The sequence below is a fragment of the Streptomyces sp. NPDC059524 genome (genome assembly GCF_042749255.1).
GTDB classification, from domain to species: domain Bacteria; phylum Actinomycetota; class Actinomycetes; order Streptomycetales; family Streptomycetaceae; genus Streptomyces; species Streptomyces xanthii.
Map to the genome: position 1 here is coordinate 1 of NZ_JBHYTK010000229.1, position 9,861 is coordinate 9,861.

Sequence of the window (9,861 nt, forward strand, 5' to 3'; positions counted from 1 at the left end):
CAGTTACCCGCGCCCCTGAAATGCATGCCCTTCGGGCTCATTTCCCCGATCAAGGCGCCGGGTCCCTGTCATCGGGGGAAGGCGCGGCGAAGCCGCTGCCTTCCAGGGGCGCGGGGAACTGCGCGACCAGCCCCCACCGGAGCCGCGGCCGAGATCCCGCCTCGGCCCAGGGCGGCTACGCGGCGTCCGGCCCACCCAGGTGCCGCGGAGCCGGAGCCCGCTCCAGTTCGTGACGGAGATCATCCAGTTCGCTGCCCCCGGCCATCTGCCGGGTCAGCTCGTCCAGCGAGATCTCGTCCCGCGCATGGCTGCCGAACATCGCCCCGCGCTTGAGCAGGATGAAGTGATCGCCGACCAGATACGCGTGGTGCGGGTTGTGCGTGATGAGCACCACGCCGAGCCCCGCGTCCCGCGCCGCCGCCACGTACTTGAGGACGACCCCGGACTGCTTCACGCCGAGCGCCGCGGTCGGCTCGTCGAGCACGAGCACCTTCGCGCCGAAGTAGACGGCCCGGGCGATGGCGACGCACTGCCGCTCGCCGCCGGACAGCGTGCCGATCGGCTGGTCCACGTCGCGCAGGTCGATCCCCATGCGGAGCAGCTCCGCGTGGGTGGTGCGGCGCATGAAGTCGACGTCGAGCCGCTTGAACGGCCCGCTCCCCTTCGTCGGCTCGGAGCCGAGGAAGAAGTTCCGCCACACCGGCATCAGGGGTACGACGGCCAGGTCCTGGTAGACCGTGGCGATGCCCCGGTTGAGCGCGTCGCGCGGATTGGCGAGCTTCGTCTCCTCGCCCTCGATGGCGAACGAGCCGGCGTCGTGCTGGTGCAGCCCCGCGATGATCTTGATGAGGGTGGACTTGCCCGCGCCGTTGTCACCGAGGACACAGGTGATGTCCCCCGCGTTCACGGTGAGCGAGACGTCCTCCAGCGCCCGGATGTTGCCGTAGTACTTGCTGACCCCGGCCAGCTCGACCAGCGGCACGTTCGGCTGCTCGCTGTTCTTCTCGCTCACTTGATCGCCTCCGCGCGCTTGCGGACCCACGCGTTGAGCAGGGTCGCGAGGAGCAGCATCGCTCCGAGGAAGAACTTGAACCAGTCCGAGTTCCACTCGGCGAACACGATGCCCTTGCTGGTCATGCCGAAGATCAGCGCGCCGATGGCGGCGCCGACCGCCGAGCCGTAGCCGCCGGTGATGAGGCAGCCGCCGATGACGGCCGCGACGATGTAGATCAGCTCGTTTCCGACGCCCTCGCCGGACTGGACGACGTCGAACGAGAACAGCAGGTGCTGGCCGGAGATCCAGGCGCCGAACGCGACGCCCATGTAGAGGCCGATCTTGGTCTTGTTGACCGGGACGCCGACCGCGCGGGCCGCGTCCACGTCACCGCCGACCGCGAAGATCCAGTTGCCGACCCGGGTGCGCAGGAGCAGCCAGGTGGCCACGAGGACGAGGGCCAGCCACCACAGGATGGTGATCTTGAAGTCGACGCCGCCGATGGTGAACGTGGAGGCGAAGACGTCCTTGGCGGATTCGAAGCCCTCCATGTCGGAGATCGACTTGGTGGAGACGGTGCCGCTGATGAGCTTGGTGAAGCCCAGGTTCATGCCGGTCAGCATCAGGAAGGTGCCGAGCGTGATGATGAAGCTGGGCAGTTTCGTCCGGGTCAGCATGAAGCCGTTGAACGCGCCGATGGCGAGCGTGACCAGGAGCGAGACGCCGACGCCGACCCAGGTGTTGGCCGTCATCTGATAGCTGAACATCGACGAGACCAGCGCGGACGAGGTCACGAGGACACCGGCCGACAGGTCGAACTCGCCGCCGATCATCAGCAGCGCCACCGGTACGGCCATGATGCCGAGGGTCGAGGACGCGTAGAGGACGGTCGCGAGGCTGGAGGCGCGCAGGAAGCTGTCGGCGAAGACCGAGAAGAAGACGAAGACCGCGATGGCGCCGACGACGGAGCCGAGCTCGGGCCGCCCCATCAGTTTCTTCAGCGGCGAGGTCTTGATCAGGCGTTCGTCGAGTCGCTCCGCGGGCTCGCGCCCGGGCTGCTTCTCGGGAACCGTGGTGGTCATCGTGTCCCCCGCTTCGCGAATTCCTCCAGCTCGGCGGCCTGATCCTTGGTCACGATCTGCGGGCCGGTGAGGACCGGCCGGCCGCCGCCGAGCACATTGGCGTTGTACCGGTAGAGCCAGAGCAGGTCGACGGCCTCGTAGCCCTGGAGATAGGGCTGCTGATCGACGGCGAAGCCGAGGTCGCCGCTCTTCAGGCCCTGGGCGACCTTCTCGTTGAGGTCGAAGGTGTCGATCTCGGCCTTGCTGCCCGCGTCCTGCTTGGCCTTGACGGCGGTGGCGGCGAACGGGGCGCCGAGCGTGACGACCGAGTCGATCGACTTGTCGGACTGCAGCTTGGCCTCGATGGCGGACTGCACGTCGGGCATGTTCGTGCCCTCGACGTAGAGGTTCGCCATCTTGCCGTCGAAGGTGGACTTGGCGCCCGCGCAGCGCTGCTCGTGGCCGACGTTGCCCTGCTCGTGCAGGACGCACAGGGCCTTCTTGCGGCCGCGCTTGTTCAGTTCCTCGCCGACCGCCTCGCCCGCGATCGTCTCGTCCTGCCCGATATGGGTGAGGGCGCCGAACTTCTTGGACTCGGCCGAGCCGGAGTTCACCGTGATGACGGGGATGCCGGCCTTGCGGGCACGGGCGACGGCCGCCTTCATCGCGTCGGGCTTTGCGAGTGTGACGATGATGCCGTCGACCTTCTTGTCGACGGCGGCGTCCACGAGCTGCGCCTGCTGCTGGGCCTCGTCGTTGTGCGAGTAGACGAAGTTGATGTTGTCCTTGCGCGCGGCCTCCTCGGCCCCGCTCTGGACGATGTCCCAGAAGGTGTCGCCATCGCCCGAATGGGTGATCATGGCGAAGGTCCAGCGCGGGGTGCTCACCGCCGCCTTGCCCCGCGCGGCACTGGCCTTACGGGCGTCCTCCGCCCGCTTGCCGCCGGTGCTGCTGCATCCCGCCAGCGAGAGGCCGAGCGCCCCCGCTACGGCGATGCTCACCCAGGTCCGAAACCGTGCCACGAGGCCGTGCCCTTCTTGGTCTGCTGCGTCGTTCACCGGGACCGGCGCGCGGCCCGTCCCGGCGGACCGTTCACCGGTCCCCGGGGACCGCTTCGCGGTCCCAAACGCACAAGTATGGGTCACGGGGATCATGCATCCGTTCACCGGGTACCGCGCGCGGTGTACTTCTCCAGGCGCGGTACGTCCTTCCCGGTGACGAGCGCGGGGCCGGTGAGGACGGGCTTGCCGCCGCCCAGCACGTTGGCGTTGGTCCTGTAGAGCCACAGTTCGTCGACGGCGAGATAGCCCTGGAGGTAGGGCTGCTGGTCGACGGCGAAGCCGACCTCCTTCGCCTTGAGGCGGCGCACCACCTCGGCGTTCAGGTCGAAGGTCGCGATCTCCGCCTTGCTGTCCGCGTCGTCCTTGGCCTTGACGGCGAGCGCGGCGATCGGGGCGCCGAGCGCGACGACGGCGTCGATCGACGGGTCGGCCTGGAGTTTGGCCTCGATGGAGGACTGGGAGCTGGGCGCGTTCGTCCCGTCCACGTTCAGGTTCTCGACGTCGCCGTCGAAGGTCTTCTTGACACCGGCGCAGCGCTGCTCCAGCGACACGTTGCCCTGTTCGTGGATGACGCAGAGGACCTTCTCGCGGCCCTCCTTGCCGAGCTGGGTGCCGACGGCCTCGCCGGCGACGCTCTCGTCCTGGCCGATGTGGCTGAGCGCGCCGAACTTCGCGGAGAACTCGGAGCCCGAGTTGATCGACACCACCGGGATGCCCGCCTGCTCCGCCTTCTTGAGGACGGCCTCCATGGCCTCGGGCTTGGCGAGCGTGACGACGATCCCGTCGACCTTCTTGTCGATCGCGGCCTGGACCAGCTCGGCCTGCCCCTTGGCCTCCTTGTCGTTGGAGTAGAGGAAGTCGACGTTGTCCTTCGCGGCGGCCTGCTTCGCGCCCTTCTGCACGATGTCCCAGAAGGTGTCGCCCTCGCCGGAGTGCGTGATCATCGCGATCTTGAGGCGCGGGGTGTCGACGGCCCTGCCGCCCTGTGCGCCCTCGCTCTTGTCCTCGGAGTCCTTGCCGCCCGAGCCGCTGCATCCGGCGGCGAGCGCGATCACCGCGACGAGGGCCGCGGCCGTACGGGCCGTACGCGTCGTGAGCATGGTCGAGCCACCTCTCCTCCGCCGCCCCGTGCGGCTGGAGGATTTTGTAGCGGGGGCCGCGCGGCGCGGTCAATGGAATTGTCAGAACATTCGGACCCCGCGGGCTCGGGCCCGGGGGCCTCAGGGCCGGACGAGGAGCTGGAACTCGAAGGAGTAGCGGGAGGCGCGGTACACGTGGGCGCCGAACTCGACGGCGCGGCCGGTGGCGTCGAAGGTGGTGCGCCGCATGGTGAGCAGCGGCGCGCCCTCCGCCTCGCCGAGGTGTCCGGCCTCGGCGGGGGTGGCGGCGCGCGCCCCGACGGACTGGCGGGCGCTGTGCAGGGTGAGGCCGGCGGAGCGCATCAGCCGGTACAGGCCGGTGGCCTCCAGGCGGGAGTCCTCCAGGGAGAGGAGGCCGGTGGGCAGGTGGTTGCACAGGTACGCGACGGGCTCGCCGTGGGCCAGGCGCAGCCGCTCCACGCGGTGCACCGGCTCGCCCTCGGCCAGTCCGAGTTCGGCGGCGACCTCGGCGGTGGCGGGTACGAGGATGTTGGTGTGGACGCGGGTCTCGGGGCGCTGGCCGGCGGCGGCGAGGTCGTCGTAGAGGCTGCTGAGTTCGAGGGGGCGGCGGACCTGGCTGTGCACGACCTGGGTGCCGACGCCGCGGCGGCGCACGAGAAGGCCCTTGTCGACAAGCGCTTGGATCGCCTGGCGGACGGTGGGCCGGGACAGGCCGAGCCGGCCCGCGAGGTCGATCTCGTTGCCGAGCAGGCTGCCCGGGGTGAGCGCGCCGCGCTCGATCGCCGCCTCCAGCTGCTGGGACAGCTGGAAGTAGAGCGGCACCGGGCTGCTGCGGTCGACGCCGAGCTCCAGGGTGCCGGTCGGATCGGCTACGGGTTTGGCCACGCGGGCGAGGTTAGCGGCGGGAACGGTTGACGGGAAGTCCGGTTGTCCGGACAAAACGGCCGGGAGACGGCGGGGCCGGGCGGACGGGTGTTTGTCAGGACAAAGGATTGACAGGTTCCCGGCGGGGCGGCACGTTGAGTCCCATGCGCATCGGACTGATCGGAACGGGCCGCATCGGCACCTTTCACGCGGGGGTTCTGGAGCGTGAGGTGGGTTCGCTCGTCGTCACCGACGCCGAGCCCGGGCGGGCTCAGGCACTCGCCGAGCGGATCGGCGCGACGGCCGCGCCGAGCGTCGACGAGATCTTCAAGTGGGGCGTGGACGCGCTGGTGATCACCGCCGCGACGGCCGCGCACGCGGAGCTGATCGGGCGGGCGGCGCGGGCCGGTCTCCCCGTCTTCTGCGAGAAGCCCATCGCCCTCGACCTGCCGGGGACGCTGGCCGCGCTGCGGGAGGTCGAGGCGGCGGGCACCGTGCTGCAGCTCGGGTTCCAGCGGCGCTTCGACGCCGGGTACACGGCGGCGCGGGCCGCCGTGCGCGAGGGAAAGCTCGGCCGGGTGCACACCGTGCGCGCGATGACCTCGGACCCGGCGCCGCCGCCGGCCGCGTACCTGCCGCTGTCGGGCGGGCTGTACCGGGACTGCCTGGTGCACGACTTCGACGCGCTGCGCTGGGTGACCGGGCGGGAGATCGTCGAGGTGTACGCGACGGGGTCCGACGCGGGGCCGCCCATGTTCCGCGAGGCCGGGGACGTGGACACGGCGGCGGTCGTCCTGACCCTGGACGACGGGACGCTGGCGACGGCCACGGCGACGCGGTGCAACGGCGCGGGGTACGACGTGCGCATGGAGCTGTCGGGCGAGCGGGACACGGTCGTCGTCGGCCTCGACGACCGCACGCCGATCGCCTCCACGGAGCCGGAGGGGCCGCGGGCCGCGCCCAAGCCGTGGCCCGGGTTCCTGGAGCGGTTCGCCCCGGCGTACGAGGCCGAGCTCAAGGCGTTCGTGTCCGTGGCCCAGGGCGAGCGGGACAATCCCTGCGACGGGTGGGAGGCGCTGGCCGCTCTGCGGGTCGCCGAGGCCTGCGAGCTGTCCCGCGCGGAGCGCAGGGTTGTCCACCTGTCCGAGATCCCCGGCACCTGATCACGCGCTTCCCGTCCGGGTGAGTGCGGGCTCGTGCGCGGCCGCGGGCCGGTGGGGCTTCTCGCGCAGTTCCCCGCGCCCCTGGAAGGCATGCGGCTTCGCCGCGCCTTCCCCAGATGAAAGGCACCCCGCACCTTGATCGGGGAAATGCGGCGCGCAGCGCCTGCATTTCAGGGGCGCGGGGAACTGCGCGACCAGCCCCCACCCACCCGCACCCGGCGACGACCCGGCACCCGCCGAGCTGGAAGCCGAAGCCGCCCCCTACCAGCGGACGCGCAGCTCGCGCACCCCCCGCATCAGCATGCCCGGCAGCCACTGACCAGGCACCTCGTCCAGGCGGAGCCCCGGGCACCGTTCGAGCAGCGCCCGAAGCACGACCCGCCCCTCCAGCCGAGCCAGCGGAGCGCCCAGGCAGTAGTGGATCCCGTGCCCGAACGCGAGATGCCCGCGCGCGTCCCGCCGGATGTCGAAGTCGTCCGGCGCGGGGAACCGCTCCGGGTCCCGCCCACCCGTCCCGATCCCGATGAGCACCGGCTGCCCCTCCGGGATCACCGTCCCGCCGATCTCGACCGGCGCCGCGGAGAAGCGGTACGTGGAGGTCTCGACCGGCCCGTCGTAGCGCAGCATCTCCTCCACCGCCCCGTCGAGCAGCGACATGTCGGCCCGCAGCGCGGCGAGCTGCTCGGGGTGGTCGAGCAGCGCCCGTACGCCGTTCCCGATCAGGTTCACCGTCGTCTCGTGGCCCGCGATCAGCAGCAGGAAGGCCATGCCGCGCAGCTCGGTGGGCGACAGCCGGTCGCCGTCCTCCGCGGTGGTGCGGATGAGGGCGCCGAGCAGGTCGTCGGCGGGGGCGGAGCACCGTTTGTCCTCGATCAACGCGTCGAAGAACTCGATGAGTTCGAGCATCAGGCTGCCGTCGGGCGCCGCGGTCGGCGCCACGACCTCGGTCGACATGCGCCGGAACCGGTCGCGGTCGATGTCGGGCACGCCGAGCAGCTCGCAGATGACGGCGAACGGGAGCGGGAAGGCGAGCGCCTCGATGAGGTCGGCGGAGCCGAGCGGCACCATCGCGTCGAGCAGTTCGTCGGTGATCTTCTGGATGCGCGGGGCGAGCGCCTCCACCCGGCGCGGGGTGAACTCGCGGGTCACGAGGGCGCGCAGCCGGCCGTGCTCGGGCGGGTCGGCGACCAGCAGGTGGCGGCCGATCGGGTCCATCTCCCGTACGCCGGGCGTGGTCTTGACGAGGCTCGGGTGGGTGAACGCGGCGCGGGAGGCCTCGTGCCCGACGACGAGCCACAGGTCCTGACGGGGCTCGGGGCCCGGAACGCGTACGTGGTGGACGGGTCCGAGCTTCCGCAGCCGCTCGTAGGTGGGGTACGGGTCGGCCCAGAACGCCTCGGCTCCGCCCGCGTACTCCTCCAGGTCCACCGGTCCTCGTGCTGAGCCCATGTGCCGTGGCCTCCCTCTTCCCGCCTGTCCGGTCGTCCCTGGTCCAACTCCCCCGGCGCGCCGAGGGTTCCCGAACGTCTGCGCGGAGGTGGTGAATTGAGCCGTCAGGGCGCGTCGAGCAGGTCCGCGTCGTGGACGAGCAGGGCGATCTGCACCCGGTTGTTGAGGTCCAGCTTCGTCATGACGCGGGAGACGTGGGTCTTCACGGTGGCGACGCTCATGTAGAGCGTCGCGGCGATCTCCGCGTTGGACTTGCCGCGGCCCACTTCGAGGGCGACGTCGCGCTCGCGCTCGGCGAGCAGGGCCACGCGCGCGCGGGCGCGCGCGGAGCGGTTCTCGCGCTCGGTCGCGGCGGCGTGGGTCATCAACTGCCGCGTGACGGCCGGGGAGAGGACGGGGTCGCCGGCCGCGACGCTGCGCACCGCGCCGAGGATCTCGGCCGGTGTGGCGTCCTTGAGGACGAAGCCGGCCGCGCCCGCGCGCAGGGCCCGCAGGACCTGTTCGTCGGCGTGGAAGGTGGTGAGGACGACGACCTCGGGGGCGTCGGGCGCCGCGCGCAGCCGCTCCGTGGCGGTGAGCCCGTCCATGACCGGCATCCGGATGTCCATGAGGACGACGTCGGGCCGCGCCGTGGCGGCGAGTTCGACGGCCTGGGCCCCGTCGGAGGCCTCTCCGACGATCTCGACGTCGTCGGCACCGCCCAGCATGAGTCTGAGGCCGGAGCGGACGAGGGCGTCGTCGTCGACGAGCAGCAGTCGGGTCGGGTTCATGTCCCCACCGTAGTCATGTGGTCGTCACCGGGATCATCAAGATCAGGGGCAGGGACGGCGTGCGGCGCCCCGTCGCCGCGCCCGGGTGTCATCAGGGCCACGGGAGCCAGGCCTTCACCGCGAAGCCTCCGTCGGGGGCCGGGCCGTGGTCGAGGCGGCCGCCCGCGAGCGTGGCGCGTTCGGTGAGTCCGATCAGGCCCTGTCCGGAGCCGGGGACGTGCGGGACCGGGCCGGGTGGCGGCGGGTTGGTGACGGTGACGGTGAGCCCGTCGCCGGGGGCGCCGTCGACGGTGACGGTGACCTCGGCGCCGGGGGCGTGCTTGCGGGCGTTGGTCAGGCCCTCCTGGGCGATGCGGTAGGCGGTGCGTCCGACGGAGGCGGGGGCGGCCGCCGGTTCGCGGACCCGGTTGTCGAGGCCGACCTTCATCCCGGCCTCGCGGGACTCGGCGACGAGCCCGTCGAGCGCGGCGAGGGTGGGCTGGGGGCGTCCCGGTTCGTCGCCCTGGTCGCCGGCCCGCAGCACGCCGATGATCTCGCGCAGGTCCTGCAGCGCCTCGTGCGCGCTCTCCCGGATGACTCCGGCGGCGCGGGCGATCTCCGCGCGGGGCGCGTCGGGCCGGAACTCGAGGGCGCCCGCGTGCACGCTGAGCAGGGTGAGCCGGTGGGCGAGGACGTCGTGCATCTCGCGGGCGATGGCCTCCCGGGCCAGGCGCTGGGCCTGTTCGGCGCGGAGCCCGGCCTCGGTCTCGGCACGCCGGGCCCGCTCGCGCAGCGACAGCAGGAGCTGGCGCCGGGACCGGACGAACATGCCCCAGCCGACCACCGTGATCAGCAGGACGACGGTGAACGCGACGGACACCCCGTACGAGGTCCCGGCCTCGGGCCGCCACCAGTAGAAGAGCGGCATGAGGGCCGCCGAGACGCCCGCGACCCAGGCGGCGTCGCGGAACGGGCGGTGCACGGCCACCGTGAAGACCGAGATCAGGACGGCGCCGCCCGCGGTGTTGGAGAGGAACCCGGCCGGGATCATCGCGACCGCGTAGCCGAGCGGCCAGCGCCGCCGCAGCCACACACCGGCGCAGGCGAGGGCGCCGACGGCCTGGTCGAGGAGGGCGACGGCGCGCGGCAGGTCCGGGTCGTCCCAGACCTCCTGGGAGAAGGTCAGCCCGAGGAAGACGGCGATGAGGAAGCAGCCGAAGTCGACGGTCCAGTCACGGGCGGTGCGCCGGCGGCGGCCCGGCCTCCCCTCGGGGTCGAGGTCGAGCTCGTCGGCGGCCTGGGGCAGCCGGCGCCAGGGCGGCCGCGGGCGGTCCGCGGTCGTCGGGGCGGCGCTCTGCCGGGGTGTCTCCATGGTCGACAAATCTACGCACGTCAGCCGGCCGGGGCCGTCTCCTGCGCC

9 protein-coding genes are annotated in these 9,861 nt (G+C 71.8%); 1 reads left to right on the top strand and 8 read right to left on the bottom strand.

Going from position 1 to position 9,861, the window contains the following annotated elements:
• Nucleotides 1–175: 175 nt before the first annotated feature.
• The 5 genes from ACFW9D_RS36290 to ACFW9D_RS36310 form a co-directional block, all read right to left on the bottom strand.
• Complete coding sequence (locus tag ACFW9D_RS36290; RefSeq protein ID WP_384629441.1) at nucleotides 176–1,012, bottom strand: ATP-binding cassette domain-containing protein; 837 nt, start codon at nucleotides 1,010–1,012, stop codon at nucleotides 176–178.
• Nucleotides 1,009–2,076, bottom strand: coding sequence for an ABC transporter permease (locus ACFW9D_RS36295; RefSeq protein WP_188336118.1), 1,068 nt, complete (start codon nucleotides 2,074–2,076; stop codon nucleotides 1,009–1,011). The genes ACFW9D_RS36290 and ACFW9D_RS36295 overlap by 4 nt, the downstream gene beginning before the upstream one ends.
• The gene (locus ACFW9D_RS36300; RefSeq protein WP_384629444.1) at nucleotides 2,073–3,077 is read right to left on the bottom strand and encodes a sugar ABC transporter substrate-binding protein; all 1,005 of its coding nucleotides are present in this window, start codon (nucleotides 3,075–3,077) and stop codon (nucleotides 2,073–2,075) included. The genes ACFW9D_RS36295 and ACFW9D_RS36300 overlap by 4 nt, the downstream gene beginning before the upstream one ends.
• 140 nt (nucleotides 3,078–3,217) lie before the next feature.
• A complete protein-coding gene (locus ACFW9D_RS36305; RefSeq protein WP_384629446.1) occupies nucleotides 3,218–4,216 on the bottom strand; it encodes a sugar ABC transporter substrate-binding protein in 999 nt (332 codons plus the stop codon).
• Nucleotides 4,217–4,336: 120 nt separating this feature from the next.
• A complete protein-coding gene (locus ACFW9D_RS36310) occupies nucleotides 4,337–5,101 on the bottom strand; it encodes a GntR family transcriptional regulator (protein ID WP_384629449.1) in 765 nt (254 codons plus the stop codon).
• A gap of 143 nt (nucleotides 5,102–5,244) precedes the next feature.
• Here ACFW9D_RS36310 and ACFW9D_RS36315 point away from each other — a divergent pair, with 143 nt between their 5' ends.
• Nucleotides 5,245–6,243, top strand: coding sequence for a Gfo/Idh/MocA family oxidoreductase (locus tag ACFW9D_RS36315; RefSeq protein ID WP_384629451.1), 999 nt, complete (start codon nucleotides 5,245–5,247; stop codon nucleotides 6,241–6,243).
• Between the two features lie 261 nt (nucleotides 6,244–6,504).
• Here ACFW9D_RS36315 and ACFW9D_RS36320 read toward each other — a convergent pair whose 3' ends face one another.
• The 3 genes from ACFW9D_RS36320 to ACFW9D_RS36330 form a co-directional block, all read right to left on the bottom strand.
• Nucleotides 6,505–7,692, bottom strand: coding sequence for a cytochrome P450 (locus ACFW9D_RS36320; RefSeq protein ID WP_384629454.1), 1,188 nt, complete (start codon nucleotides 7,690–7,692; stop codon nucleotides 6,505–6,507).
• A 104-nt stretch (nucleotides 7,693–7,796) separates the two neighbouring features.
• Complete coding sequence (locus ACFW9D_RS36325) at nucleotides 7,797–8,462, bottom strand: response regulator transcription factor (protein WP_188336124.1); 666 nt, start codon at nucleotides 8,460–8,462, stop codon at nucleotides 7,797–7,799.
• Between the two features lie 91 nt (nucleotides 8,463–8,553).
• Complete coding sequence (locus ACFW9D_RS36330) at nucleotides 8,554–9,813, bottom strand: sensor histidine kinase (protein WP_384629457.1); 1,260 nt, start codon at nucleotides 9,811–9,813, stop codon at nucleotides 8,554–8,556.
• Nucleotides 9,814–9,861 lie beyond the last annotated feature (48 nt).